The sequence below is a fragment of the Muribaculum sp. NM65_B17 genome (assembly GCF_004793735.1).
GTDB classification, from domain to species: Bacteria; Bacteroidota; Bacteroidia; order Bacteroidales; family Muribaculaceae; genus Muribaculum; species Muribaculum gordoncarteri.
This window is the reverse complement of record NZ_SRYY01000005.1, coordinates 97,770-123,699: the sequence shown is the minus strand read 5'-3', so window position 1 is coordinate 123,699 and position 25,930 is coordinate 97,770. Positions and strand designations below refer to the sequence as shown.

General features: G+C 49.7%; 22 protein-coding genes and 1 pseudogene. 8 read left to right on the top strand and 15 right to left on the bottom strand.

Translation table 11 applies throughout. From position 1 onward, the window contains the following. Positions 1-39 precede the first annotated feature (39 nt). From E5354_RS08815 to kduI, 3 genes are read left to right on the top strand one after another with little or no spacing between them, the layout of a single operon-like run. Entirely contained in the window at positions 40-1,062 is a 1,023-nt protein-coding gene (locus E5354_RS08815; RefSeq protein ID WP_135947224.1) for a sugar kinase, read from the top strand. Between the two features lie 47 nt (positions 1,063-1,109). After that, positions 1,110-1,781, top strand: coding sequence for a bifunctional 4-hydroxy-2-oxoglutarate aldolase/2-dehydro-3-deoxy-phosphogluconate aldolase (locus E5354_RS08810; RefSeq protein WP_123396286.1), 672 nt, complete (start codon positions 1,110-1,112; stop codon positions 1,779-1,781). A gap of 33 nt (positions 1,782-1,814) precedes the next feature. After that, positions 1,815-2,741 carry a 5-dehydro-4-deoxy-D-glucuronate isomerase gene (gene kduI, locus E5354_RS08805; protein ID WP_123396285.1) on the top strand — a complete coding sequence of 309 codons (927 nt, stop codon included), beginning with the start codon at positions 1,815-1,817 and terminating at the stop codon, positions 2,739-2,741. A 252-nt stretch (positions 2,742-2,993) separates the two neighbouring features. On the opposite strand, the gene E5354_RS08800 is transcribed toward kduI, so the two are convergent. Both E5354_RS08800 and E5354_RS08795 read right to left on the bottom strand, forming a co-directional pair. Then, positions 2,994-3,551 (bottom strand): sigma-70 family RNA polymerase sigma factor, encoded by a 558-nt coding sequence (locus E5354_RS08800; protein ID WP_135947223.1) that lies wholly within the window; start codon positions 3,549-3,551, stop codon positions 2,994-2,996. A gap of 225 nt (positions 3,552-3,776) precedes the next feature. Continuing rightward, positions 3,777-6,047, bottom strand: a complete 2,271-nt coding sequence (locus E5354_RS08795) for a two-component regulator propeller domain-containing protein (protein WP_168353862.1) — start codon at positions 6,045-6,047, stop codon at positions 3,777-3,779. A 158-nt stretch (positions 6,048-6,205) separates the two neighbouring features. On the opposite strand from E5354_RS08795, the pseudogene E5354_RS08790 reads away from it, so the two are divergent. Then, a pseudogene (locus E5354_RS08790) lies at positions 6,206-7,125 on the top strand (SusC/RagA family TonB-linked outer membrane protein); the annotation flags it as partial. Between the two features lie 387 nt (positions 7,126-7,512). Next, on the top strand, positions 7,513-8,010 hold the full coding sequence (locus E5354_RS14355) for a SusD/RagB family nutrient-binding outer membrane lipoprotein (protein WP_300965013.1): 498 nt from the start codon (positions 7,513-7,515) through the stop codon (positions 8,008-8,010). A 164-nt stretch (positions 8,011-8,174) separates the two neighbouring features. Here the strand turns inward: E5354_RS14355 and E5354_RS08780 are convergent, their stop codons facing one another. Next, the gene (locus E5354_RS08780; protein ID WP_123396281.1) at positions 8,175-8,390 is read right to left on the bottom strand and encodes a hypothetical protein; all 216 of its coding nucleotides are present in this window, start codon (positions 8,388-8,390) and stop codon (positions 8,175-8,177) included. A gap of 230 nt (positions 8,391-8,620) precedes the next feature. On the opposite strand from E5354_RS08780, the gene E5354_RS08775 reads away from it, so the two are divergent. Both E5354_RS08775 and tpx read left to right on the top strand, forming a co-directional pair. After that, the gene (locus E5354_RS08775) at positions 8,621-9,802 is read left to right on the top strand and encodes a hypothetical protein (protein WP_123396280.1); all 1,182 of its coding nucleotides are present in this window, start codon (positions 8,621-8,623) and stop codon (positions 9,800-9,802) included. A gap of 31 nt (positions 9,803-9,833) precedes the next feature. Next, entirely contained in the window at positions 9,834-10,331 is a 498-nt protein-coding gene (gene tpx, locus E5354_RS08770; RefSeq protein ID WP_123396279.1) for a thiol peroxidase, read from the top strand. 73 nt (positions 10,332-10,404) lie between these two features. On the opposite strand, the gene E5354_RS08765 is transcribed toward tpx, so the two are convergent. The 4 genes from E5354_RS08765 to E5354_RS08750 all read right to left on the bottom strand — a co-directional run bounded on the left by E5354_RS08765 (position 10,405) and on the right by E5354_RS08750 (position 12,769). Then, on the bottom strand, positions 10,405-11,520 hold the full coding sequence (locus E5354_RS08765; protein WP_135947221.1) for a DegT/DnrJ/EryC1/StrS family aminotransferase: 1,116 nt from the start codon (positions 11,518-11,520) through the stop codon (positions 10,405-10,407). Then, complete coding sequence (locus tag E5354_RS08760; protein ID WP_123396277.1) at positions 11,517-11,921, bottom strand: sugar 3,4-ketoisomerase; 405 nt, start codon at positions 11,919-11,921, stop codon at positions 11,517-11,519. The genes E5354_RS08765 and E5354_RS08760 overlap by 4 nt, the downstream gene beginning before the upstream one ends. Before the next feature lie 161 nt (positions 11,922-12,082). Continuing rightward, entirely contained in the window at positions 12,083-12,268 is a 186-nt protein-coding gene (locus E5354_RS08755) for a hypothetical protein (RefSeq protein ID WP_123396276.1), read from the bottom strand. A 228-nt stretch (positions 12,269-12,496) separates the two neighbouring features. Next, positions 12,497-12,769 carry a hypothetical protein gene (locus E5354_RS08750; RefSeq protein WP_123396275.1) on the bottom strand — a complete coding sequence of 91 codons (273 nt, stop codon included), beginning with the start codon at positions 12,767-12,769 and terminating at the stop codon, positions 12,497-12,499. Positions 12,770-12,802: 33 nt separating this feature from the next. Here E5354_RS08750 and E5354_RS08745 point away from each other — a divergent pair, with 33 nt between their 5' ends. Continuing rightward, positions 12,803-14,056 (top strand): histidine-type phosphatase, encoded by a 1,254-nt coding sequence (locus E5354_RS08745; RefSeq protein ID WP_168184356.1) that lies wholly within the window; start codon positions 12,803-12,805, stop codon positions 14,054-14,056. Here the strand turns inward: E5354_RS08745 and E5354_RS08740 are convergent. The 8 genes from E5354_RS08740 to mtaB form a co-directional block, all read right to left on the bottom strand. Beyond that, the gene (locus tag E5354_RS08740) at positions 14,040-15,206 is read right to left on the bottom strand and encodes an MFS transporter (RefSeq protein ID WP_135947219.1); all 1,167 of its coding nucleotides are present in this window, start codon (positions 15,204-15,206) and stop codon (positions 14,040-14,042) included. The two genes, E5354_RS08745 and E5354_RS08740, sit on opposite strands and share 17 nt — an antisense overlap. Positions 15,207-15,274: 68 nt before the next feature. Next, entirely contained in the window at positions 15,275-18,721 is a 3,447-nt protein-coding gene (locus E5354_RS08735) for a hypothetical protein (RefSeq protein ID WP_135947218.1), read from the bottom strand. Positions 18,722-18,726: 5 nt separating this feature from the next. After that, entirely contained in the window at positions 18,727-20,067 is a 1,341-nt protein-coding gene (locus E5354_RS08730) for a toll/interleukin-1 receptor domain-containing protein (protein WP_135947217.1), read from the bottom strand. Between the two features lie 113 nt (positions 20,068-20,180). Further along, positions 20,181-20,924, bottom strand: coding sequence for an MIP/aquaporin family protein (locus tag E5354_RS08725; RefSeq protein ID WP_135947216.1), 744 nt, complete (start codon positions 20,922-20,924; stop codon positions 20,181-20,183). Between the two features lie 7 nt (positions 20,925-20,931). Next, complete coding sequence (glpK, locus tag E5354_RS08720) at positions 20,932-22,431, bottom strand: glycerol kinase GlpK (RefSeq protein ID WP_135947215.1); 1,500 nt, start codon at positions 22,429-22,431, stop codon at positions 20,932-20,934. A 199-nt stretch (positions 22,432-22,630) separates the two neighbouring features. Further along, positions 22,631-23,626, bottom strand: coding sequence for a glycosyltransferase family 2 protein (locus E5354_RS08715; protein WP_135947214.1), 996 nt, complete (start codon positions 23,624-23,626; stop codon positions 22,631-22,633). After that, complete coding sequence (locus E5354_RS08710) at positions 23,626-24,543, bottom strand: lysophospholipid acyltransferase family protein (RefSeq protein WP_123396267.1); 918 nt, start codon at positions 24,541-24,543, stop codon at positions 23,626-23,628. The genes E5354_RS08715 and E5354_RS08710 overlap by 1 nt, the downstream gene beginning before the upstream one ends. Continuing rightward, positions 24,540-25,859, bottom strand: a complete 1,320-nt coding sequence (mtaB, locus tag E5354_RS08705; protein WP_123396266.1) for a tRNA (N(6)-L-threonylcarbamoyladenosine(37)-C(2))-methylthiotransferase MtaB — start codon at positions 25,857-25,859, stop codon at positions 24,540-24,542. The genes E5354_RS08710 and mtaB overlap by 4 nt, the downstream gene beginning before the upstream one ends. Between the last annotated feature and the right edge of the window lie 71 nt (positions 25,860-25,930).

Genomic DNA, 25,930 nt, shown 5'->3' with positions numbered 1-25,930 from the left:
TACATTAATATATTAAGAAACGAAAAAAAGTCATTAGCTATGAGTAAAATAGTTACATTAGGCGAAATCATGCTCCGTCTGTCGCCCGAAGGCAACAGCCGGTTTGTTCAAGTCGACTCTTTTGATGTCATTTGGGGTGGAGGTGAGGCAAATGTCGCAGTCAGCTGCGCCAATTACGGCCACAACGCATACTTTGTCAGCAAACTTCCCAAGCACGAAATAGGACAGGCTGCCGTAAACGCACTCCGTCGCTACGGCGTGAACATCGACTTTATTGCTCGCGGAGGCGACCGCGTGGGCATCTACTACTGCGAAACAGGAGCCTCGATGCGTCCGTCAAAGGTAATCTACGACCGCGCTCACTCGGCAATCGCCGAAGCAAAGCCCGAAGACTTCGACTTTGACGCGATTATGGAAGGTGCCGACTGGTTCCACTGGAGCGGAATCACACCGGCCATAAGCGATGCTGCAGCCGAGCTTACTCGCCTTGCTTGCGAAGCGGCCAAGCGTCACGGTGTAATTGTATCGGTCGACCTCAATTTCCGCAAGAAGCTGTGGACTACCGAAAAAGCTCAACAGGTAATGCGTCCGTTGATGAAATATGTCGATGTGTGCATCGGCAATGAAGAAGATGCCGAACTATGCCTCGGATTCAAGCCCGATGCCGATGTCGAAGCCGGTGAAACTTCAGCCGAAGGCTATCGCGGCATCTTCCGCGCAATGGCCGAAGAGTTCGGATTCAAATATGTCGTGTCGACTCTCCGCGAATCATTCTCGGCAACCCACAACGGTTGGAAGGCCATGATCTACAACGGCACCGACTTCTACGAGTCGCGTCGCTACGACATCAACCCCATCGTTGACCGCGTAGGTGGCGGCGATTCATTCTCAGGTGGTCTTATTCACGGTCTTCTCACAATGTCGACCCAAGGTGAGGCGCTCGAGTTTGCAGTAGCTGCATCGGCACTCAAGCACACTGTTCCCGGCGACTTCAACCTCGTCAGCATAGCCGAAGTGGAGGCTCTTGCCGGAGGAAACGCCAACGGACGAGTACAGCGATAGTATTATGCATTTAACAATAACCCGATAATACGAAAATTACTGATTATATGGCACGTTTTGATAAAATAGATGTATTGGCCAAGATGCGCATAACCGGCATCGTACCCGTGTTCTATCACTCCAATCCCGAGATTGCCAAGCAGGTGGTAAAAGCCTGCTACGACGGTGGTGTGAGAGCTTTTGAGTTCACCAACCGCGGTGACTTCGCCCACGAGGTATTTGCCGAAGTTGTCAAGTATGCCGCCAAGGAGTGTCCCGAGCTCGCCGTAGGTGTGGGTTCAGTGGTTGATCCCGCTACCGCCGCACTCTATCTGCAGCTTGGAGCATGCTTCGTCGTTGGCCCGCTCTTCAATCCCGAAGTGGCACGCGTCTGCAACCGCCGTTCAGTACCCTACACCCCCGGATGCGGAACCGTGTCGGAGGTAGGCGCTGCACAGGAGTGCGGATGCGACCTCTGCAAAGTATTCCCCGGCGATGTCCTCGGCCCGAAATTTGTTAAGGGACTCACCGCCCCCATGCCCTGGTCAAAGCTCATGGTGACAGGAGGCGTCGAGCCTACACGCGAAAACATCTCGGCTTGGTTTGCTGCAGGCGTCTATTGCGTGGGAATGGGCTCTAAGTTGTTCCCCAAGGACAAGATAGCAGCCGCCGACTGGCAATACATATCCGACAAGTGCGCTGAAGCTATTGGATATGCCGCCGAATGTCGCACCAAATAACTACATTACAAAACAGCCCAAAACTTAACTGCAATGAAATCTTTATTCATGTCAGCTCTGATAGCTGCTTCAATTGCATTTGGAGCAAGCGCACAGTCGACAAGCTATACAATTATGAGAGCCTGCCATCCCGACGATGTCAAGAACTACGACACCAATCAGCTTCGCTCTCACTTCACTATGCCCAAGGTCATGGAGAATGATAAGATAAACCTTACCTACTCCATGTATGACCGCCTCATTTTCGGTGGCGTTGTTCCCGTTGCAAAGACGGTGACACTCGAAACAATCGACCCGCTGAAGGCCGAATACTTCCTTGAACGTCGCGAACTCGGAGTCATCAACACCGGCGGCCCCGGCATAGTAAGTGTTGACGGCAAGGACTATGAGCTCAACTTCAAGGATGCCCTCTATGTGGGCCGTGGCAACAAGAATGTCACTTTCCGCAGCAAGGACGCAGCCAATCCTGCTCGATTCTACATCAACTCGACTCCGGCCCACAAAGCCTATAAGACCCAGCTCATAACAATCGACGGTCGCAAAGGCTCCATAAAGGCCAACTCTTTTGCCGCAGGATCGATGGAGGAGAGCAACGACCGAGTAATCAATCAGCTCATCGTTGCCAATGTGCTTGAGGAAGGCCCCTGTCAGCTTCAGATGGGACTTACCGAACTCAAGCCCGGTAGCGTTTGGAACACCATGCCGGCTCACACCCACGACCGCCGCGTGGAAGCCTACTTCTATTTCAACGTTCCCGAAGGTAACGCAATCTGTCATCTGATGGGCGAGCCTCAGGAGAACCGACTCATCTGGCTTCACAACGAGCAGGCCGTAATGTCGCCCGAATGGTCGATACACGCCGCTGCCGGAACGAGCAACTACATGTTTATCTGGGGTATGGGTGGTGAAAACCTCGACTATGGCGACATGGACAAGGTCACCTACCTCGAAATGCGTTAGGCTTTTATAGCGCTTCAACTATTTATAGTGGGGAGGCTGTGTCTTAATTGAGGCGCAGCCTCCTTCTGCTTTATTAAGAGCCGGTTCGACAATAAATATTAACCACCCGAGCGGAGTAGGACTAAAGAAAGAGGCTGCACCGTAAATTCACAATTCCGATGCAGCCTTCATCTAATTCCGCCTAATAAAATACTCTTCAATCAATTTCAAAAATAAAAGCGGTGACATTAATTTTGGGTAGATACTAAAATATCATATACATCTCTTCATGTAATCTCTTATTTCAAGACAGGCGTGTCGATAGTGGTTTTCAACAGTGCGAGTCGACAGCTTCAACCGGCAGGCGATTTCGTTGCAAGTCATGAGCCCGAAACGCTTCATCCTGTAGGTGACCCTTCTCTGCGGCGACAACCGAGCTATGATGTCACGCTCAAGCGATGCGATATCTTTAGTTATCGCAAGGCAATCGGCCGATTCGGTTTCCGGCGACGACACATTATAATATATGTAGTCGTAACACTCCTGCCTTACTTGATGACGACGCAGATAGTCACATATCAGGTTCCTGGCGATTTTATACATGAAGAACTTTATTGTCGCTTCATTTATAAACATCCTGTAATCGAGAATCCGCAAGAACACATCCTGAGCCAGGTCCTCGGCTTCCGCTCTGTTGTTTATAGCCGAGTGTATGTAACGCAATATTCCGTCACGATGACTCACGTATGCCTTGGCAATCACATCATCCAAGGAATCACTCCGAAAGCACTGGCTTTCGGGCATTACACCGGCGATGTCGTTTGTTTCCATTGGGCTTGCGATTTAGATTACAATCGCAAAGGTATTACAATAATCACAATTCATGCATTTTTCCCGCAGTTTAAGCATCTCACTATATTATCTTAGACACAATGCGCCATTCGCCATTGATTATAAATACTTTAACTTATATGATACACTTTGACTCAAATTATTTGAGCCGCGTGTCACATCGACTCAGGCCTGTCCGCGTTACATTTTCCCTACAATAAGGTCCTATTCCCTGTTGTTTTTACCTATGCTCTTTACGTATTCGCTCGGCGATATGGAAGTGGCTCTTTTAAAATAGCGGAAAAACGATGCGCGTGAGCTGAATCCGCACTTGGCGGCGAGTGCGCTCAAGGTGTACTTCTCACTTTCAGGTTCGCTCACGAGTCTTTTAAACTCCTCTATGCGATAATTGTTGATGTAGTCGTAATAATTGGTGTTGAAATACTGGTTGAACATGTAGGATAGCGCCGGCGATGTAGTGTTGACAAGCGAGGCAAGTCCGGCAAGTTTCAGGTCGGTACACAGTATGGTATGTTGTCCCTCGACTACGCTCCATGTTTTGGCATTGTCAAGCTTATATTGAAACACCTCATCGCCGGGGTGTGAGTAACTGAATCCCGACACCTTCACGGCAAGATTCACCTCCCCCCCATTGTCAAGGCGCATCTCATAGCTGTTGTCACCCGTTCTATCCAATTTCCCGAATGAGTCAATTCCGTTGACCGAGGCATCGGTTATCGCAATCCGGTAGGGACACTGACGCTCCGTTACATTGTCTATGTCAACAGTGACGAGTCCCTGTGAGCTGCACAGCCACAGCCGGCCATCATCATCCATGTCGCTTCCCGAGTGAAAGAACGTTTGGCTAAGCAGTCCGTCATTGAAGTTGTAGGAGTAAAACACTTTGTTTCCGTCCCATCGATAGAGTCCGTTGGTCGTTATGAGCCACATCCAGCTCTCCTTGTCGATGAGCATGTCCATATCCTTGTTGTCAAGCGGCACCGGCGTTGTCAGCGTTCCGAAATTCTTTATCTCTATATCCGACTCAAACATCCTGTTCTTGTCATAGATGAACAGCAATCGGCCGTCGCCGGTTTCGCATATTCTCCTCACCCTTGTGTTATGGATGAACTTGTCAGGCAGAATGTCACCTACAAGTTGCCGTGACTCGGCATCCCACAGGCACAGCCCCTTCTCGCCGCATATCCACCCTCGCCCGGTCGAGTCAAAGAATATGCCGAATATGTTGCCTTCGGGCAGCTTTGAGTTCAGTCGGTTGTAATATACGTTGTTTCCGTCACGCTCATGTCGGAACAATCCGTTGGAAGTGCATATCCACAAGTCGCCGTCACGGTCGATTTCAAAGTCAAATATATGGCCGTTCTTGAATGTGTCGTCATAGCCCGGCTCAAAGTCGCTTAATGTCAACCTCTCGGGGTCAAACACGTACAATCCGCCTCCGTAGGTGCCTATCAGATACTTTCCCTCATAAAGAATGCTCGACACAACCATAGGCGACCTCATGTCCGATGCATAGTAACGCTCGAATGTGCCGTTATCCTCGTCTATAAAGCAAAATCCGTCACGAAATCCTATCAGCCTGCGGCTTCCGTCGGCAAGAATCGTTCGCGTAAGCACTCCCTCGGTATCAAGATGCGGCTGATAGGCGTATGTTTCAAATAGAGAGTTACTATACATCGTAAAGTCCACGCCGAGCTGATAGAAACCGAGCCACATCTGCCCCTCGCGGTCACGTAACGCCGAATATACCGAATTGGAGCGTATGCTCTTGCCGTGACTACCCGACATGTCGTAGCTGTCGACAACCGCCCCGCTCTCCATGTCCACCACCTGAAGTCCGTTTCCGTCGGTAGCCACATATAGTCGATTACCGTCGCCAAACATGTCCATTACCACTGTTGACCCCACATCGGCATAACCCGACAGCGCGTCACGCTTAAGGTCGTAACGCCAAAGACCTTGATTGCGGGTTCCGAGATAGAGCATGTCGTCACACTCATATATCGCACTGAATGTCATGTTGGAATTTCCGAGTTTCTCGGCCTTGAAGCCGTTGTCCATGTCAAGCGAATAAACGCCTTGGTCAGTGGCCACATAAAGCCTGCGAGAGCTTTCATCGACAGTCATGTCATTAACCCTGTTGGCCGATGACAACACATTGCTTTCTATCGCTATATAGCACAACTTACCGTTACGCATCATGAACAGCCCCTCCTCTCCTCCTATGTAGAAGTTGCCGTTTTCATCATTGGCAAAGGCTTTTACCGACTTCGTGATGTCATTCTCGCCGTATCTTACAAGCTCCTCCGAATTTTTGTCAAGACGCCATAAGCCGCCACCGGTACCCACCCAAAGGCAGTTGCCGTCGGTTTCACCTATCGCCCTTATCCACTTTGCGCTCTCCTCATCGCCGGGAATCGGGAGGCGATGCCGTGAAGCGGGGATTTGACCTTGAGATAACCAACGGCAACTCATCGGCACTGATTCGGCCACTTTATCCCCGTCAGCTGGCCTACAGCGACTTCGTTCACGACTACCCCGACGATCTCTATTGGGAAGTACATGAAGCACCCGCCGAAAACATGCAGGATACTGAAAAGTACTGGTCATTCCACCTGCCGGGCATCAACGACCGTGTTCGCCTTGAATACACCGTATCCTACCAAAATGTAACCGACCAGATTTTCTCGGTGCCCACCGCAGGTTCTACAGGTTACCAGTACCTGATGACCAACGCCGGAAAGATGCGCACATGGTCCCACGAAATCGGTCTTAACGTGGCTGTGCTTCAGCACCGTGACTACGACCTCAACCTCGGCGTAAACTTCACCGCAGTCGACAACAAGGTTGTGGAACTTGCCGAAGGCGTAGAGTCGATCATGCTCGGCGGATTTGTTGATCCTCAGGTTCGCGCACAGGCAGGCAACACCTACCCCAACATCTACGGTTACGCATTCAAGCGTGACGAAGCCACAGGGAAGCTCCTCCTCAGCGAAGGTCTGCCCCAGGGCACTTCCGACAGCCAGGATCTCGGCAACTGCTCGCCCGGCTTCGTGATGGGCTTCAACCTCGGCGGCCGCTACAAGAGAGTGTCACTCTCAACCACATGGAGCTGGCAGCAGGGTGGAAAGATGTATCACGGAACCAACATGACGCTCAACTACTTCGGTACAACCAAGGAGTCAATCCCCTTCCACGAAGGCACAATGGTTGTCGACGGCATCGATGAAGCCACAGGACAGCCCAACACCGTGGAGGTGCTCAAGCAGGACTACTACCAGGCCTACTATGATGTAACCGAATCAGGCGTATATGACATGAGCTTCCTCAAGCTTAGAGATGTCACCCTCACCTACAAGTTGCCCAAGATCGGCAAATTTGACATCGATGTATTCGGATTCGCCCGCAACGTACTCATCTGGGCCAAGCTTCCCAACTTCGACCCCGAGGCATCGCAAGGCAACAACAACAACAACAACATGGGCGGTTACTTTGAACGCTTCTCAGTTCCCAACCCACCTCTATAGGCGGCGGACTCAAAGTGACATTCTAATATTCACAATGTATAAACTTGATTAATAACACAAGACAATGCTTAAGAAATTTCTATATATGGCTTTACTCGGCGCTGCAATGACCTCATGCTCCGAGAACCTGATGGATGAAATCAACAAGGACGAGTCCAATCCGCCGGCATCGAGCGTTAACGCCAAGTTTCAGATAACCGACGCAATCGTCGGAACAGGCTATTCGACTTGGGGCGGTGCCTACGCATGGTATGTGGCATCTTTCACCGAACAGATATTCGGAACAGGCAACAACCAGCTCATGAAAGCCGAACTGCGCATGCGCTCCGAAACAGCTGCAAGCTCGACCTACAATAACGAGCGGAATGCCACCTACGGCAACCTCATGAACATCAAGCAGATAATCGAGAAGTGTGAAAAACGGAGCCGCTACACTGCACCTGCTGAGCAAGAGCGAATTGTACTTCATCATCGCCGAAGCAAAGGCTCGACTCGGACAGGACGCTTCAGCCGAACTCGCCGAAGCCGTAACCGCATCATTTGAGGATTACGCGCTGAGCGACGGCGGCATGATCGGATTTGACCCCTCGTCGGCTGCCGACTACATCGCTTCAATCGGCTCGGCCTCGCTCGCCGAAATCATGGTGCAGAAATACATTGCACAGGCACGTGACGAGAAGATTCAGACCTACAACGACCTCCGTCGCTGCAAGGCTCTCGGTCAGGAATTCATTACATTGCAAAATCCAAATAACACTTCGGGAGGACAAAACCAATGGCCGCTCCGACTGCCCTACGGCAACAGCGACGTGGTTTCCAATCCCAACGTATCCGCGGCATTTGGCAGCGGAAATGAGGCCGGCAACTATCTATTCACTGAAAATGTATGGATTTTCGGTGGTTCTCGATAACCAGCCACCGATGTCGTAACTATTCATTTCATACTAAATAGATTAGACGACGAAAGCCATTTGATGTGAATCAAGTGGCTTTCTTGTATCCGAGAGGCATCAATCCCCGTGATTGTATGCAGGCATTAAAAGGGGCGGCTCAACTCTGAACCGCCCCTTGCTTATTATTTCTCGCTTTGGAGTATCTTCTTGACCTTCTCCGATGCCATTATCATGGCATCCTGAAGCCTTATTATCTCTTCACGATGGATTTTGTTTAACTGAAGCTCTACAAGATCCTCGATTACCTTCTTCACCTCTTCAAGCGAATATTCGGCAAGATTTATCTCCTCCTTGGCCAAAGCCCTCTCGAGCAATGATTTCTCTTTTTTATGTCCCATAATCTTTAACTATAAATTAAAACTACCGTTATAACAACCAATCACGGCACGGGTTTTAGCTCTCCATCCCTTTTATTCCAATTTAACAGATGCGCTTTCAGCCGGCAACCGATGGCATGGCGGAATTATTAACATATTTTTTTCACACTTCAAAACTTTTATCGGAAATTCGGCGTTATATCAATGAACGTTACAATTATTTATTTATGAATGGGAAAATGCGATTGTTAATGGCGATACTTATTGTCTATCCTTTGAGCATTGCTGCTCAGGGGATAGACGATATTATCAAGTCTTTGAAAAATGTTGAATGTTACGAATCGACCGTGAAATATCAGGTGCTCATGTCGCTTCAGGCCGATGTGTCCTACACCGTGAAGCTCAACTCCATGAACGCCCCCGGCGACTCGCTTGCGCCATGTGACTATCTTATCAACTGGTCGCTCGCCACTCCCGACGGCGAAAGCACCGGCTTCTCGGCCTACTATGACGGCAACGCCTACAATTTCCGTGGCGACCGACTGCTGGAATATCACTACGAGTGGGACTCTATACCGTTCCGACCGCGCGGACGCTCGGCTGCCGCCCTTCCCGGAGTGCAGCGCTCGGCTCAGTTCACGACTCTGTTGCCTCAGTTCATCGCCGAGGAGCTGATGACCATCGTCACAAGCCCCGAATACACCTACTCGTTCCACGCCGACACCGTTGTGGCCGACCGCCGTTGCAACGCTATTGAAGCGGTAATGACAATGGGAGGCGAGGTATATAAGGAGATTACCTACGCTTTCGACCCCGTAACCTCGATGCCCCTCTATTCCGAAATAGAGAACAATCCCGGCGCGCTTGCCGAGCAGACCCTCATTTCCGACTACTCCTACGCGGCCGACAAGGCACCTTGCGCCGAGATAAGCGAAGAAGGACTTCGCGAGATGTACCCCGATATATTCGAGAAGTACCGCGAAAGCAACTACGCCATCGAGAATCTGCCGCAGCAACGGTTGCCGGCCTTCTCGCTGCCCACAACGACAGGCGAGCGCTACTCAAGGCTGCTCGGCGACAAGTTCCGCACACCCACCCTCATCGTAATCATCGACCCGGCATCGACATTTGCCCGAGCGACAGTCAACGATATCCGCAAAAGCATCGAGGCGTTGCCCTATAACGCCGATGTGATCTGGGCGTTCGTGAGCACCAATACCGACATAATTGATGAAATAATACCTCAGCCGCTGATGGGCGAACACATACTGATGAATGCCAAGTCGCTCGCTCGCGACTGCGGAGTAAGTTCCTACCCCGTTTCAATAATCGTGGGCACCGACGGAGTTGTCGACGATGTGATACTCGGCTACAACAATGAGCTGACTTCGGTTGTTATACAAAAGATGGCTCTTGCAGCAAAGAGCCGATAACATTGTATAACAACATATAACTAATAACAACATGGAAACCGTATATTTTAAAGGTAACGCCTGCCACACCGGCGGAAGAATGCCTTCGGCAGGCGACAAGGCACCTGAATTTTCAGTCGTAGGCCCCGAACTCAAGGAGCTGCACATAAGCGACTTTCCCGGAAAGAAAATCGTTTTGAACATATTTCCCAGCCTCGACACTCCCGTGTGCGCCACAAGCGTAAGGAAGTTCAACGAAAAGGCTGCCGACAAGAAGGACGCGATAGTGCTATGCGTGTCGATGGACCTGCCATTCGCTGCCCAGCGCTTCTGCACCGTTGAGAACATAAAGAACGTTATACCGGCATCGGCATTCCGTTCACCCGAATTTGCAAAGGAGTACGGCGTAGAGCTTGTCGACGGTCCGCTGAAGGGTCTTTTGGCCCGCGCCGTGGTCATCATCGATGAAAACGGAAAGGTAATCTACCGTCAGCTCGTCGATGAGATAACCAACGAGCCCGATTACGAAGCCGCATTGAAGATGCTATAAATCATTCTCCTCTCCCATTATCCGAAATTCAAGTATATGGAGCCGCAGCCTGCTGTCAGGGTTGCGGCTCTGTTTATTTATAATGATTGATAATGTCAACTATGTCACGCGCATCGTCGGTCGATGTGCACCACGGGCTTATGGGCAGGCTCACTACGTGGTCGGCAAGGTATTCGGCCACTGGACACTCGGCATCGATGACACCCTGATAGCACGGTTGCCTGTGGGGCGGCACCGGGTAATGCACCATAGTCCCCACTCCGTGAGCGGCCATGTAATCCATGAAACGCTTCCTATGTTCCACCGTGACCACATACTGGTGATAGACATGTCCGTGACATGAGGCGTCGGCGGGAGTCACCATGTCGTTGCGCATCGAGTCGTAGATTGCCGCAAGCTCGCGACGACGGTCGATCTCCTCCCTGAGTCGGCCGAGCTTTACCCACAGCATCGCCGCCTGTATCGTGTCAAGTCGGCAGTTAAATCCCGCATAGCGGTTCATGTCACGCGCCGTCATGCCGTAGTTGCGCAGAGCGGCTACCACCGAGGCGAGTTCATCGTCATCGGTCGTAACGGCACCTCCGTCGCCCAGCGCTCCGAGATTCTTGGTAGGATAGAAGCTGAATGCCGCGGCATCGCCAAGCGAACCCGTCACGCAGCCGTCGACACTCGCACCTATGGCCTGCGCATTGTCCTCTATTACCTTAAGTCCGTGTCGCTCCGCAATGTCACGCATCACCGCGTCGTAGCATGGGCGGCCATAGAGATGCACCGTCACCACCGCCTTGGTGCGTGATGTCACGCTGCGCTCTATCAATCGAGAGTCAAGGTTCATGGTCACGCGGTCGGGCTCCACAGGCACCGGTACAAGCCCGTTATGAGTTATGGCAAGCACGGTAGCTATGTAGGTGTTGGCAGGATATATCACTTCGTCACCTGGCGACATGACACCCATCTCGATATAGCCTCGCAATATGAGCCTCAGGGCATCAAGCCCGTTGCTTACCCCCACGGCATGTCGCACTCCGCAATAAGCCGCCAATTCCGATTCAAACCGCTCAACCTCATCGCCGCCGATGTAACGCCCGCTGTCGATGACACGGGCACACGCCTCCTTCAGCTGCGCCGCATAACGCTCGTTGACCTTTCCAAGATCGAGAAACGGATATCGCAATCCACCATCCTTCATCGCAGCCCCCTGAATCGCAAATATTCGTCATAGTCACGCATATACTCATCCTCCGAGTACAGCTCCGATGACACTACAAGACACATCGATTCAACATTGAACTCGCCGAGCCAGATGCCCGCCGGCATGTATAGCGCACTCCTCGGGGAGTCGAGCGTGTAGACCGCCTTGTCGACACCGTCGTCAAGACTCACCGTCACGCCGCCATTCAATGCCACAAGCACGTGATGAGCCTTGCGATGGGAGTGGCCGCCCCGCACAGCTCCCGCCGGCACATCATATATATAATAAACTTCCTTGATTTCAAACGGCACCTCGGTCATCGACCTGATAAACGACAGGCTGCCCCGGGAGTCGCTTGCTGTGGGAACTTCTATAAATCTTACATCATTCAATCCCATTATCGACCATTTTTTAATAATCGATGCAATTTAACGATTTTTCTCATGAAATACATTCACCGACAATCAAAAAAAATGTCCTCCAAACCTTAAATTTGGAGGACATTTTTTCATTGAGTCATTGCCTGCGATATTTTTAGTCGTCGGAATCGTCATTCAGATCAGCACAGACCCTTGTCTTGGCCATGCTTCAATACAGCTTCACAGATAAAATCAGTAATGCTGTCGACCTGTTGCAGAACCGCGTGGACAGTCGCAGGAGCGTTAAAGCCATAGCGCTTTACAGTAGACTTCTTACGGCCGGCACCGGGACGCCGCCCGCCTCTTTTCTTTGCAGATTCTTCCATAATTTCGCCTAAAACTAATAGCACAATTAACTTAATGTAAGTGTCTTTCTATGTTTAAACCAGAAAACATTTGCAAATCTACAAAAAAACTTATTTAACACGGCATTTTTTAATATTTTTTTATATCTTATTCACGGTCAACATGAAAACACGCAAATATTATCCCGCTTAGTTAACTTTATTTAACATAGCTGACACGTTTTCAGCCCCGTTTTCGCCTTTTTTCGGTCAAGGATTGTAAAGGTCCTTATTGTAAAATTGCATGATTCCCGATATGTGTTCGAGAGCCTGCCGGGCAGGACCGTCGGGATCGAGTTCGGCGGCCTTGTAGTAATCGTTTATTGCCTCGCGCCTCCTCCCGAGCTTCCAGTTGAGCCTGGCTCGTTCAAGATAGCAGGCAACATTGCATAAATCGGCCTCAATCGCATCATTCAGCCCAACAATAGCGGCCTCAAATTCGTTGTTATCAATAAGATGTCGTATTTCCGAAGGGATTTCCATCGCCATAAAATTTTTGCTTTAACTTATAAACGAATGAAACGCCTTTTTATTTTCGCAGCGCTCCTTTTATCAGCCATGCTCACTTGGAACCTCAATGCGTCCGACCGATACACATTGCTCGACCTCATGGGCAGTGCCAAGCCCTATCCCGCTCCCGACTCACTGCTCACCCACCCCGATTCGCTCCAAGCGGTAATGATAAATCATGTGGGACGACACGGTGCCCGATTCCCGGCAAGCGATGAAAGAGCGATGACACTGCTCGACATACTGCAGAAAGCTGAAAAGGCCGGCACTATAACCCCGACAGGGCGCATGCTGCTCGAGCTCACCTACAATGTGGTCATGTATAGCACCGGACGCTGGGGAACCCTCGACCCGCTCGGAATGGCCGAGCAGCGAGGCATTGCAAGCCGAATGCGCGAAACCTATCCGCAGCTGTTTGACGACGGCACCGTGACGGCAATTTCTTCCTACGTGCCGCGATGCATCATGAGCATGTATTCATTCACCCATGAGCTGGCATCGATCAACAACCACATCGACATATCGACCAACTCGGGACGCGTCAACTCGCCGCTCATGCGTCCGTTTGACCTCAACAAGGAGTATGTCGACTATCGCAAGGATGGCTCCTGGAAACCCGTCTACGACAGCTACTTCGACAGTCATGCTCCGGCCAATCCCATAATCAGGGCCATAGGAGCCGACTATCCTATCGACCGCAAGCAGGCGCAGGAACTGTCAATGACCGAGTACGGGCTGCTTGCCGGATTGAGGGCAATGAGCATCGACGGGCACATAACGGCCTTTTTCAGCATCGAGGAGCTCAACGCGCTGTGGGCGTGCAACAATCTGAAGCAATATCTGCAACGCACGGCGTCGTCACTGACGACACTCCCCGCCTCGATAGCGTCAAAGTTGCTCGACAACCTCATCACCACGACCGACGACTTCATTGCCGGGCGCAACGATTCGATTAAAGTGATGTTGCGGTTTGGACACGCCGAAACCATGATGCCGCTGCTGTCGCTTATGCGTCTTCCGGGATGCTACTACGTGACCGACGACATGGAGAGCGTTGCGCAGCACTGGCACAACTTCCACGTTGTACCCATGGCCTCCAATCTGCAGATCATCGTGTTCCGCTCCACTTCGGGCCGCTACTACGTGCGCTTCGACCTCAACGAATGTCCCGTGCCACTGCTTCCCGACGACAGCCGCATCTACATCCCTTGGGATGAGGCAAAGGCCCGACTCAAATACTGCCTCACCGGTCAGGAGTAGCAAGGCGTTGCGCTATGTGTCGTCTGAACAGGTATAACACCACTACTCCCGTCAGGGCGAAACCCGCGCCTATCAATGACGAATAGCGCACTCCCGCACCCGAATCGACAGGAAATCCGCCAAAGAGAGCGCCCAAGGCGTTACCGAGATTAAACGCTATCTGCACCATGGCTCCGCCCATAAGCTCTCCGCCGGGCGAATACTTGATGAGCAGCAACTGCATGGGCGGCGACACGGCAAACAACGCTGCCGCCGAAAGACACACCATAGGCACGCTCACCCAGCGACACTGTGCCCACAGGAACAGTGACATTAGTGCTACAAAAATCACAATCTCGATGTAATAGGACATGCGCGGCGGCGTAAAGCGGTCGCTCAAGGCTCCGCCATAGTAAGTGCCGATGCACATGCTCGCTCCCACAAGCAGCATAAGCACCGGAATGAACCCCATGCTCAGTCCCGTGACATCGGTAATCAACGGCGTGACATAGCTGTACATACTGAACACACCGGCATTGCCGAGCATCGTTGCCGCAATGAGCAACCAGGGTTCACGCTTCTTAAGGAATCGGAACTGGCCTTTTATATTGGTGGGAGGCAACGGTGCCATGCGGGGCACCATAAGCCACAGGCCCAGCAGCGTTATCACGCCCCAGCCCACTACAAACATGAATATGTAACGCCATGAAAGAGTGTTGCCTATCAGACTGCCAAACGGCACGCCAAGCAGATTGGCGACAGTCATTCCCATACACATAAGCGCCACGGCCGATGTAGCGCGGTTAACGCCCACAAGCCGGCTCGCCACCAACGCGCCGGTGCCGAAATAAGCACCGTGAGGCAACCCCGATATAAATCGCATGATTAAAGCCACAGTATAGTCGCTCGACAACGTAAAGCCGAGATTGCCCGCAATGTAGACAACCATCAACATTAACAATATACGCTTCAACGGCCAGTTGCGGGTAAACAGTACAATCAACGGAGCACCGACGCACACACCCAAGGCATACGCCGAAATAAGGTGTCCGGCCGAAGCTATCGACACGCCGAACTGAGCCGCCAGCTCGGGCAGAATGCTCATCATGACATACTCCGTTATGCCGAGCCCGAATGTTCCCAGCGCAAGGGCAAACAATCCTTTCTTCATAGGTTGAACAACAAATCAAATGAAAATCGCCTGCAAAGTTAGCGATTTAAATCCAATCCGCCATTTCCTTAATCACTTAACTCATATTCTTTAGGAATAATTTGAGTTATAGCCTCATCTATAAGACAAAGCTTTCTAACAGTCCAATTGTTAAATTCACTCGCTTCTTCAACCAACTCCTTAAATCCTTCAATTTCTTCCGGCATTCTAAAACCCATCCTTAACCCAGTAAATATCAACAGTTTGCCTAACTGGAAAAAGTCATTGAAATATTGAGAGTCAACTTTATTCATAAACATAATCACATTACCACATATTGCCCTATAATTATGCAGAAATGCATTATTAGGGCCATAATAATGGCCGACTCCAACCAGATTTATTTTAGCTTTAGTTTTCCACTCATTTTCATTTTCAAATCCCAGCCAATCTTCAACAAAAGGCATTTCTCCATCATGATAGGATGAAAATTCATTAGCAGCCAAGAGCAACAGTGTATTTACTGATAGACTTTGTGGATTTTTGATATCCATAAGCTTAACATTTTCACAATATGGCATTATATATTTATATTGTTCAGGGAATGAAATATTAAATGCCATTTCAGAAAAATATTTTATATAAATATCCGAAAAATACAAAAATGGGTATAAATTTATAACTGCGAAAAAATGCTCGTAGTCTTTATTAGCTACATGATTTAAAGCGGCTGATATAAATAGGAATTTAGCAATACTGTGTTTTATATCTAACACATCTTCAGGTGTTAATTGTCGGATATCTCGTCTTAACATCGACAATTGTTCAATGGTTTCTCTTACACTGCGATTATAATTCTCTATAATCCATTCCGCGTCTTTTTCATTCAAGCTCATACCTTCCGATAACATAACAGCAGCTTTTAAAATTTCAAAATAAAGCTTTGCTTCACGAATTTTTATGCTATCTCCTATTTGTTCGGAATTTGCAGTTTTATACAAAATCTCCAGTATTTGAGATGAGTATTTATATAACAGCTTTCCTTCATGTATTAGCATCCACACCTCAATAGAAGGATTGATATCATTCCCTTTCCATTGCTTTGATAATATTAACTCTTCTAAGTCATTTACTAAAACAGAGTTTCCCCACTCAGCAAAACCATAATCAACAATTAAATTGCCTGTCTTAGAATCCCTAATGCCAATTTTATTTTCGCTATTTTTTGCCATTATAGGTTGCCATGGATTGCGTAGATTCTTTATACTATCATCAGCATAGTTTAATATCAATTGATCCTCAGCAACAAGCATAGGCTTATATCCAAGTTGCAAAACTACCAATATGGCCAATATTTCTCCATTTATAACTAAAGGCCATTGAAATTTCCGATATTTCTCTTTACCTTTCTTAATCCATAATAATTTATATAATGCAATTATTGCCACAATCAAAGCGGTAAACCTTATTGCGACATCCAATTTGGGATTTGGGTAAATAAACCAAGCATCTAACGCCAATACCAATAGTACACCTAAATATACACAATACGGTTTTGTGAATTTAGGCTTAATATAGACAGTAAGTAATGCGATCGGGATTAAAAACAGTCCCCATGCCGAGCTCTCCGATTTAAGATAACCATTAAAACCTTCAACTGGAAATATACAATAGAAAAACACTATTGTCAGCATTATCGTCAAACATAACATAGGAACACTCAGATTCAAAGCTTCATTGCGTTTACGAGATCCTATTACTATTAAGCCGTAAACAAGAGCACCCAATAGCACATAGTAACACACAAAAGCCATCCAATTTCCGGTATCCATCACTATGTGATATGCCTTATAAAAGCTTTCTGCAGATAGAACAATCGAACCAAATGCCAACAACAGCGTCAATCCACAATAGATAAATGTTTTCTTCCATCCCGAAAAAGCGTTATTCACAGCCATTGAACCGCAAAAGACCGTCAAGATTATTGACGACAGATTGGCAAATGATTTCAAGGCTTCAATACCGCCATTATATATACCATTGAATATCATTGCCCCCACATCATGCGTTAGATAAAGGAACGCAAATATAAGAAAAGGAATCGACAGAATCATACTAATCATCCTCTTCATCGACATCTCGGCGATTTGCTTCTCTTTTTCAGCCGATATTCGACGATTCTCCAATTCCGCTTTTTCCTTTTCCCACTCCTCAGTTCTTGTACGTATACGTTCGGCCACTACTTTAGCAAGCGAATCGTGCACAAGCTCGACATAGTCTTCTCCGTTTACAGGAGCACATTTGATAAGACGCTCCTTTTCCAACGCCATGCGATAATCGGCAAAATCAGCCTTTTCAAGCTCCGATGAAGTGGTCTTTATCCTAACGCGACGGCCTCTTGAGTCCACAAGCGCGTTCTCAATCGCCTCCTGTGTCTTCTCCGGAACGCCACACCGTTCAATAGTCCGCACATAATAATCGGCCACGAGATTTGACAGGTTCTCGCCCGACAACAAATCAACAGCTCTGTCATTTTCACTAATGGATGTCGCCACTATCGAAAGTAACATAGCAGAAACAATTGGCAGATTACGTTCAGTTTTGTCAAGTTCCTCAACCGACCGTCCTGTTATGAATGACAAAATCTTTTTCTTTTCTCCATCAGGAACATTAGAAAGCAACGACATTACTTCCCAAGCCTCATCGATTGTCAGCGGCTTAAGATTGTATCGGTTATTCTTTATCGCAGGTATGAAATATCGCTGTACTCCCCAATAATCCAGATCGCCGATGTATTCATTGCGCATAGCCAACAACACCTTGAAGTTCTTCTGCTCCGAAATAACAGGGAACCTCTCCTTATCAGGCAACTTGGCACGTACACGGTCAACAATTCGGGCCGGGCACGAATTCTCTTCAAGTCCGCTGAACCACCGGAAAAAGCTATCGGTCCATTCAGGATTTATCGGTCGAGTTATAACCTCTTCAAACTGGTCAAATATAATAATGGGCTTTAATGGAATGCCGTAAAAATCAAATGAATAATTACGCAACAGCCACCACGCGTTATTGTAAAGCTGAAGATTGCGGTCGAGCGTGTTTAACATCTCATCATTACTTGATGCGACAACCCTAAGCGGCAAATCCTTGTGATCCGATGAATAATCTATAAGTGCTTTTATACTTGTAAGTTTTTCGCCTTTAACCTTGTCATCTTTAAGTTTCTGCTTATTATATGGATTGATCGCCTCCGCGATTGAATCGCACAACAATTTATTAAAGTCGGGCGACTTACTTTCAAATAATTTATCGGTAATAACTATAGGCACAGGGATGAATCCTGCGCTTTTTAGCTTGGGCAACAATCCCGCACTTATCAACGAGCTTTTTCCCTCACCCGATTCAGAATGAAGCACCACAATGTCATTGCGCTTCAACATTGACAATATATCGTCGATAGCTTGAGAGCGACCCTTGAAAATAGCCGCATCTTTTTCAGTATAGGAAGCCAATCCTATGAATGATGTATTTTTCATAGCAATTATTTACAAATTTCAATATCGTTATCACTAAAATCGGGATTTAACACCTTCATGTTTATATGGTAGAAAACCGCGCTTATATCCGGGAAGTTCTTTGCCATCTCTTCGATTAATTTTGTATCCAAAGGACTGCCATTTTTCCAGACCCTGCCGTCAATTACCAACGGGAGGGAAAATACAGCGTCTTCAGGCAACGATTTAATTCTTTTAGCAGCCTCTATGACCTCGACTTTTACATGAGAATCCTCAAAAACCTTGCTCCAAAAATTCTCGGTAACCACAGGGATGTATAACTTGGACTTATAAATCGCCTTTATGTAGCGATTCACATAGTTTTCGCCATATTTTATCGCCTCCTTGTCGAAAAACACATTATTCAATTTGCGGCTGAGTACGTTGTATATCCTCTCCGCGATGTCATAGTCCTCGCCTGCGTATGAAATGAAAGCGTCATAACTTTCGCAATCAGCCTTCGATTCAGTGCTAATCATTTTGTCACGATCCTTAATTCGAGAGGTTATCTCAGCCAAAATTTCATCAACAGCCTGATCGGTATCAAAATGATAACGTTGCAGGAAATCGAAGAATCCCACATTTGAATCAGTGTGGCTTAACCAATACTTCTGCACTTCACCTGCTTGATTCTGAAAGGGGAACCACAAAAAGCGAAAAATCCAGTCGGGCAAATGACTTCCCAAGACCATAAGTCGCCCCGGCTTTTCAGCAAGATAGTTATAAAGATTGTTACATGAATAATCGCCACCTTGTATATTGTGCAGGAACTCAAGCAACGAATCCTCGTCACACACCCACTTCCAGCCATCGGCCGCTTTGCCGAATATATGGTAAACCGTATTTCCGAGCGACGAAATGTCATCCTTATTACGCCCCTGGCTCACACTCGCCGGACTATAATAAAACGAATTGTAGTTTACTCCACGGACACTTAATGCATTCTCTATAAGCGAGAACGGCGATGTGGTGATTATCAATCGCGGTTTCATTGCAGCAAGAAAATCGAGAACCGATTCCCTTAACCGCAATCTGCCGTTATCGCGTACCTCATCCACTATTTCCCGAAATTCATCTTTAAACCTAACAGCATCCATCGAGGCTTTGGCTCGCGTAAATATATAATAAATTTCAGCTGAAGATTCGCATTTTACATTACGTAATTCGGGAATCTCCTCACACAACTGTTGCACGACATAGGACAACAGCGTGACATCTCCGTCAGGAGTTTCAACTATAAAAGCATCATCCCCGATTAAAGGGACAATTGAATTACTATTGGTTACAACCGACTTTATGTTACGCTCCTGAGCTCGAGAAAATGGCATAAGGTTATATGATTGGTATTTTTACAAAAATAATAATTCTTTATTATTCTCGCAAATACCAATAACCGCATAATCAATGCCGATGCTGATTTGAGGCGTTGAGGGAGTTGGGGTTACATGAGTTCCTTGACCAGGAGGTAGAGGAGGGCGGCGAGGACGCCGCCAAGAAGCGGGCCTACGATGGGTACCCAGCTGTAGCTCCACTGGCTGGAGCCCTTGCCCTTTATCGGCAATATAGCGTGGGCGATGCGCGGCCCCAGGTCACGTGCCGGATTGATGGCGTAACCCGTCGTGCCGCCGAGCGACATACCAATCACCACAACGAGCAGGGCCACAGGTAACGCGCCCACACTGCCGAGTCCCACCTCCGAGGAGTTCTCCTTGTCGCCCATAAACAGAATAACGAGCACAAGAATGAACGTACCCACGATTTCGCATATCATGTTACGACGATAATTCTTTATGGCAGGAATGGTGGCAAACACACCGAGCTTGGTTTCGGCCTCAGCCGTGGCATCGAAGTGATCCTTATAAAATACGTAGACAATAACGGCTCCAAGTATTCCGCCGGCAATCTGCGACACGATGTAGGGCAGCACATACTCCCACGGGAACTTACCCGCAGCGGCAAGCCCCAACGTAACGGCCGGATTAAGATGCGCTCCGGTATAAGGCCCGGCGATGAGCACACCGCACATAACGGCAAGACCCCATGCAAGCGTCACCACCACCCATCCGGCTCCCTCGCCCTTGGACTTGCGCAGCGACACACACGCCACCACGCCGCAACCAAGTAACACGAGAACGAATGTGCCTATGAACTCAAAAAGGCATTGGACTAAAAGCGAAACTTTCATGACTACACTACTTTATCGGATATTCGGTAAGTACCCGGTTCACGGCGTTGTGCCATCCCTCGATTTCACTCGCCACCTTGGCAAGATCGCCCGACGGAGAGAACACCTTCTCAACCTGCCACTGAGAGCGCACTTCGTCAAGGTCACTCCAATATCCCACGGCGAGTCCGGCAAGATAGGCCGCACCAAGCGCGGTGGTTTCGGTGATGCGCGGACGCATGACATCGGTATTCAATATGTCGCTCTGGAACTGCATCAGCAGATTGTTGCGTGACGCTCCGCCGTCGACCTTCAGATTGGCGATGGGCAGTTCGGCGTCACGTTCCATCGCCTTCACTATGTCATAGGTCTGATAGGCAATTCCCTCAAGAGCGGCACGTGCTATGTGGGCGGTCGTGGTTCCTCGGCTGATGCCCGATATGGCGCCACGGGCATACTGATCCCAATATGGCGCGCCAAGTCCGGTGAGTGCCGGCACGAAATACACCCCGTCGGTGTCGGGCTCCGACTCGGCAAGCGCCTCCACCTCGGCCGACGATGTTATGCACTTCAATGAGTCGCGCAGCCACTGGATCACCGAACCGCCGACAAATATCGACCCCTCGAGAGCGTAGGTCACCTTGTCGCCAAGCTTCCACGCAATGGTGGTGAGCAGCTTGTTTTTCGACTCTATGGGACGCTCACCGCTGTTCATCAACAGGAAGCATCCCGTGCCGTAGGTGTTCTTAACCGAACCGGGTTCAATACACATCTGTCCGAACAGTGCGGCCTGCTGGTCGCCGGCACTTCCCGATATGGGCACATGGTGGGCAAAGAGGGTCGATGTAGTGTGACCGTACACCTCGCTCGACGACTTCACTTCGGGCATCATCGACAACGGAATGCCAAACATACCAAGCAGTTCCTTGTCCCACTCGAGAGTGTGGATGTTGAAGAGCATCGTGCGTGACGCATTGCTGACATCGGTCACGTGAATATCGCCGCGGGTCAATCGCCACATGAGCCATGTGTCGACGGTACCAAACATCAGCTTACCCTCGTCGGCACGCTTGCGCGCTCCGGGAACATTGTCGAGAATCCACTTGATTTTCGTCGCGCTGAAGTAGGCGTCAAGTATCAGTCCGGTCTTGCTGCGTATCATCTCCACCACTCCCTCGCGGCGAAGCTGGTCGCAATACTCCGAAGTGCGCCTGTCCTGCCACACGATTGCGTTATATATCGGCTCCTCGGTGTCACGGTCCCACACGATTGTGGTTTCGCGCTGGTTGGTTATGCCTATCGCGGCTATGTTCTTTCCGTTTATGTCGATCTTCGATATAGCCTCGGCTATTACCGAAGCCTGCGAAGCCCATATCTGATGAGGATTGTGCTCAACCCATCCCGAGCGGGGAAATATCTGTTCAAATTCACGTTGCGCCACAGAGCATATCGAACCCTTGCGGTCAAATACGATGGCACGCGAGCTGCTTGTGCCTTGGTCGAGCGACAGGATGTATTGTTGTTCCATAATTTTTCATTAACCCCTCACTATCGAGAGCTGATTTAAAGTAACTATGATTCAGGGAAGGACACAACACCTTCCTTATAGTTAGGAACAACCCATAACCATTAAAGGTTCCGTCACATAATGTAGTTAAGACCCTTAATACACATTTAATAACATCAATACCGACTTATTGAACAATCAGCCCTTTAACTCCGACAGCTCAGTCGAGGTCGGAGTACACTTTGCGTCGGCGAAGGTAGTAGTCGACAACTATGTCAGGCGACTTGGGCAGCAGGTCGACATCGGGGTGGCTCGTGTAGTTGGCGCGCATCTTCCGGAAGTCGCGATGAGCGCGCAACACGGCCGAAGCATCGGCAAAGTCAAGCGACACGACAAACTTCACCCACGCAAGCGCATCATACAGCCGACGCACCAGCAGACGCTTCTTTCGCGACGAGTCGGGCAGATTCTTGTGCAGGAGCAACAGGTTGTTGCGGAAATTAAGATAGGTCTTGCGCGGATTGGAGGGCGGCAACGTACCGCCGCCGAGATGAAACACGACGCTTTGCGGAATCACCACCACGGCATATCCAGCAAGCTTTATGCGCCAGCACAGGTCAATCTCCTCCATGTGGGCGAAGAAGTCCTTGTCAAGACCGCCCACCTTGACATACAGCTCACTGCGCACCATCAACGCCGCACCCGAGGCCCAAAACACGGGAATCACCATGTCATACTGGCCCGAATCGCGCTCAACGGTGTCGAATATGCGACCGCGGCAATAGGGATAGCCGTTACGGTCAAGGAATCCGCCGCATGCTCCGGCATATTCAAATGACTTGTGATCGGCATAAGAACGAATCTTGGGCTGACAGGCACCCACATCGGGGTGCGCCTCCATGTAGTCATAGAGCGGATTGAGCCAACCCGTGGCAGGCGCGACATCGCTGTTGAGCAGCACCGTATAGCGATAATCGGTGGCCGCTATGGCCCGGTTGTAACCCTCGGCAAACCCATAGTTACGGTCAAGCTTCACCACAATGACGTCGGGAAACGACCGCTCAAGCAGCTCGAGCGAACCGTCGTCACTGCCGTTGTCGGCCACGATCACATCGGCAATTGTGTCATCGGTGGCCGAAATCACCTGCGGAAGATACTTGGCGAGCATCTTCTCGCCGTTCCAGTTAAGTATTATTACAGCTACGGGCTTTTCCATCAGTCACAATGTTCATCGGTTGAAGGATACTGCACGGGATATTTCCATCGCTTGTGGGTCCACAGCCATATCGACGGATTGCGCTCTATCGTCTGCTGAAGCAACCGGGCGTAGACATCGGTAATGGCAAACTGCGGCATCGAGTCGGGATTGTCGGTTATAAGCCGCAGCGTGAGCTTGTAGTGTCCTCGGCTCGGCTTTTCGACATCCCAGTAGAAGGCCACAAGATTGAGGCGGCGCACAATCGTTTCGGTGCCCGTTATCATGGCAGTAGGATGATTCAGGAACTTGACCACGTGCGTGACATCGCCGGCACTCGGTTTCTGGTCGCTCATGAATCCCGTGACGCTCAACACGCCGTCACGCTTCAACAGCAGCAGGTCGCGAAACACCATGCGCTTGTCAAACGACACCGAGCCGAAACGGCTGCGAAGCTTCAGAAAATAAGCGTCAAACCACTTGTTGGTCAACGGTCGGTAGACCTGGGCGTACACCACTCCGTTGGTGGGGTTGTTACGTGCCCACAGGGTTATCGAGGTACCCCACTCCCAGTTGCCGCAATGCGAGAAATACACTGCCACCGAACGCCCCTGCTCCACGTAACGGTCAATCTGCTCGACACCCTCGATTACAGTGTGTCGGCGCATCTCGTCGTCAGTGATGTGGTTCATCTTTATAGTTTCAAAGAAGTAGTCGGCGAAATTCCGGAAAAACTGCCGGCATATAGCCTTATGCTCCTCAGGGCTCTTATCGGGAAACGAGTCGGCAATGTTTTTCAACGCCACCTTGCGACGATAACCCACCACATGATAGAGCAACACAAACAGAATGTCGCTCAACACATAGAGCATCCCGAACGGCAGGCGTGATATGCCGCCAAACAGCCATCCCAACGGTTTATATTGCCAATATTTCATAATTCAATGCGTCCTTTCATCATGTCACCATTGTCGATTACCTCACCGAGCATCACCGGCACCACCTTGTTGGCATATTCGGCAACCGGCTTCACCTCCACCTTCAGATAGTTGTCGGTGAACCCCGTCATGGGACGGCGCGGACGCTGATGCTCAAGCAGCACCGGGCGCACCGTTCCGCTGAAACGCGAAGCGAAGTCGGCAAGCTTATGCTCCGAGATGCGCAGCATCACATTGGTGCGGCGATGCTTCACCTCCTGCGGTACCACGTAGTCGATGTCGAGCGCACGTGTACCGGGACGCTCCGAATAGGGAAACACATGCAGACGCGAAATGTCGAGCGACTCCACATAGTCGCGCGAACGCTCAAAGAGTTCGTCGGTTTCGCCACGCGCCCCCACAATCAGGTCGACACCAATGAAAGCGTGAGGCATCACCTCGCGTATTCGCTCGACGCGATGGCGAAACAGCGCCGTGTCGTAGTGACGGCGCATAAGCCGCAGCACCTCGTCGGAGCCCGCCTGAAGCGGTATGTGGAAGTGCGGCATGAACCTCCGTGACGAGGCCACCCACTCAATCATCTCGTCGGTAAGCAGGTTGGGCTCTATCGACGAGATGCGGTAACGCTCTATGCCGTCAACATTGTCAAGCGCCTTTATAAGATCGAAGAACGTGTCGTCACGTCCCTTGCCGAAGTCGCCTATGTTTACACCCGTCAGCACAATCTCCCGTCCGCCTTCCTCGGCCACCTGCCGGGCCTGGTCGACTATGGATTCAATCGTGCCCGAGCGGCTGCGTCCGCGGGCCTTGGGTATTGTGCAGTAGCTGCACCAATAGTCGCATCCGTCCTGCACCTTCAGGAAGTAACGCGTGCGGTCGCCGCGTGAACACGAAGGGTCAAACTTGCGTATATCGGTAAGCGGAGTTATGTAGGATTCGGTACGGCGGTTTTCAAGCCAGCGGTCAAGATAGTCGAGAAGCTCAAGCTTGCGGTCGGTTCCGGCAACGATGTCTACGCCGTGAATGGCCGCAATTTCATCGCTTTTGAGCTGGGCATAGCATCCCGTAACCACGATTACAGCCTCGGGATAGAGCCGCGCGAAACGATTGATGGCCTGTCGGCACTTCTTGTCGGCCACATCGGTTACACTGCATGTATTAACCACAACTATGTCGGGAGTTTCGCCCGACTGCACCCTGCGTATGCCCTTCTCTGAAAACATTCGGGCGACACTGGATGTCTCGGAAAAATTGAGCTTACATCCGAAAGTGTGAAACAAAGCGGTGCTATTGCCAAATGTCGAATTGTCAATCATGGTGCAAACTTAGCAATTTTTATCCTGTTATCGCTTTTAATCAAACTATTTTTATGCCGTATTTGTACTAT

Bases quoted from the DNA above. Each gene is read 5' to 3' on its own strand.
- E5354_RS08750 (WP_123396275.1), bottom strand. From the start codon at position 12,769: ATGGAAATCCCTTCGGAAATACGACATCTTATTGATAACAACGAATTT.
- E5354_RS08780 (WP_123396281.1), bottom strand. From the start codon at position 8,390: ATGGGACATAAAAAAGAGAAATCATTGCTCGAGAGGGCTTTGGCCAAG.
- E5354_RS08760 (WP_123396277.1), bottom strand. From the start codon at position 11,921: ATGGGATTGAATGATGTAAGATTTATAGAAGTTCCCACAGCAAGCGAC.
- E5354_RS08765 (WP_135947221.1), bottom strand. From the start codon at position 11,520: ATGAAGGATGGTGGATTGCGATATCCGTTTCTCGATCTTGGAAAGGTC.
- E5354_RS08810 (WP_123396286.1), top strand. From the start codon at position 1,110: ATGGCACGTTTTGATAAAATAGATGTATTGGCCAAGATGCGCATAACC.
- E5354_RS08795 (WP_168353862.1), bottom strand. From the start codon at position 6,047: ATGAGTTGCCGTTGGTTATCTCAAGGTCAAATCCCCGCTTCACGGCAT.
- tpx (WP_123396279.1), top strand. From the start codon at position 9,834: ATGGAAACCGTATATTTTAAAGGTAACGCCTGCCACACCGGCGGAAGA.
- E5354_RS08710 (WP_123396267.1), bottom strand. From the start codon at position 24,543: ATGAAATATTGGCAATATAAACCGTTGGGATGGCTGTTTGGCGGCATA.
- E5354_RS08775 (WP_123396280.1), top strand. From the start codon at position 8,621: ATGGCGATACTTATTGTCTATCCTTTGAGCATTGCTGCTCAGGGGATA.
- E5354_RS08725 (WP_135947216.1), bottom strand. From the start codon at position 20,924: ATGAAAGTTTCGCTTTTAGTCCAATGCCTTTTTGAGTTCATAGGCACA.
- E5354_RS08745 (WP_168184356.1), top strand. From the start codon at position 12,803: ATGAAACGCCTTTTTATTTTCGCAGCGCTCCTTTTATCAGCCATGCTC.
- E5354_RS08755 (WP_123396276.1), bottom strand. From the start codon at position 12,268: ATGGAAGAATCTGCAAAGAAAAGAGGCGGGCGGCGTCCCGGTGCCGGC.
- E5354_RS08735 (WP_135947218.1), bottom strand. From the start codon at position 18,721: ATGAAAAATACATCATTCATAGGATTGGCTTCCTATACTGAAAAAGAT.
- E5354_RS08730 (WP_135947217.1), bottom strand. From the start codon at position 20,067: ATGCCATTTTCTCGAGCTCAGGAGCGTAACATAAAGTCGGTTGTAACC.
- E5354_RS08715 (WP_135947214.1), bottom strand. From the start codon at position 23,626: ATGGAAAAGCCCGTAGCTGTAATAATACTTAACTGGAACGGCGAGAAG.
- glpK (WP_135947215.1), bottom strand. From the start codon at position 22,431: ATGGAACAACAATACATCCTGTCGCTCGACCAAGGCACAAGCAGCTCG.
- E5354_RS08800 (WP_135947223.1), bottom strand. From the start codon at position 3,551: ATGGAAACAAACGACATCGCCGGTGTAATGCCCGAAAGCCAGTGCTTT.
- mtaB (WP_123396266.1), bottom strand. From the start codon at position 25,859: ATGATTGACAATTCGACATTTGGCAATAGCACCGCTTTGTTTCACACT.
- E5354_RS08740 (WP_135947219.1), bottom strand. From the start codon at position 15,206: ATGAAGAAAGGATTGTTTGCCCTTGCGCTGGGAACATTCGGGCTCGGC.
- kduI (WP_123396285.1), top strand. From the start codon at position 1,815: ATGAAATCTTTATTCATGTCAGCTCTGATAGCTGCTTCAATTGCATTT.
- E5354_RS08815 (WP_135947224.1), top strand. From the start codon at position 40: ATGAGTAAAATAGTTACATTAGGCGAAATCATGCTCCGTCTGTCGCCC.